At 73.3% G+C, this 933-nt stretch carries 1 protein-coding gene; it reads left to right on the forward strand.

What is annotated here, in order from left to right:
• The first annotated feature begins 223 nt into the window (after nucleotides 1-223).
• Nucleotides 224-823, forward strand: coding sequence for a DUF305 domain-containing protein (locus ESO86_RS17725; RefSeq protein WP_129236037.1), 600 nt, complete (start codon nucleotides 224-226; stop codon nucleotides 821-823).
• Nucleotides 824-933 lie beyond the last annotated feature (110 nt).

The following is a 933-nucleotide window of genomic DNA, read 5'->3' on the forward strand; positions in this document are numbered from 1 at the left end:
CCGCGCTCGCCCTCGGGGCGCGACCGACTCCCCTCGGGCGTCTGCGCCCGCCCTCGCCGTCGTCGACGAGCGGATGCCTCGCGCCGCTCGCCGGACGTCGGCCCGACCTGCACGCGCTCTCGATCAGCCGGACCTGAATCGGCGCACGCCCGTCCACCCGCCGTCGAGGCGGGTCGCCGGGCCCGGCGATTCCGAGTACCGATCCACGATCGAGAGAAGCACCATGCACACGACACGAACGACCCTGACCCTCGCGACGACCGTCGCCCTCGCCCTCGCGCTCTCCGGCTGCGCCGGGCCGACCACGAGCGGAGCCGACTCCGACGGCTCGACCGGCGCCGCCGCATCCGCCTCGGACGCCCGACCCGGCGCAGCGGACGTCATGTTCGCGCAGATGATGATCCCGCACCACGAGCAGGCCGTCGAGATGAGCGAGGAACTGCTGGCCAAGGACGGCATCGACGACTCGGTCCGCGACCTCGCGGAGCAGATCATGGCCGCGCAGCAGCCCGAGATCGACCTCATGCGCGGTTGGCTCGACGCGTGGGGCGCGGAGGAGCTCGACGACATGGGCGGGATGGACCACGGCGACGGGATGATGTCCGACGACGACCTGGCGATCCTCGAGGAGGCGACCGGCGAGGAGGCGTCCCGGCTCTTCCTGCAGCAGATGATCGTGCACCACGAGGGGGCGGTCCGGATGGCGCAGACGGAGATCGCGCAGGGCGAGCACCCGGACGCGGTCGAGCTCGCCGAGGCGGTCGTCATCGCGCAGACCGAGGAGATCGCCGGGATGCAGGCGATGCTCGAGGGCTCGGAATGACCCGCGCGGTCGGCATCCGTCGCCGCTCGGCAGGAGCGACCGTCGCTGCGGTCGCCGCGGCGACGGTGCTCGCGGCGTGCGCCCCGACGTCGCCGCCCGAGCCGGAACCC

Origin of the sequence: Agromyces binzhouensis, from assembly GCF_004135055.1 — a bacterium.
GTDB classification, from domain to species: Bacteria; Actinomycetota; Actinomycetes; order Actinomycetales; family Microbacteriaceae; genus Agromyces; species Agromyces binzhouensis.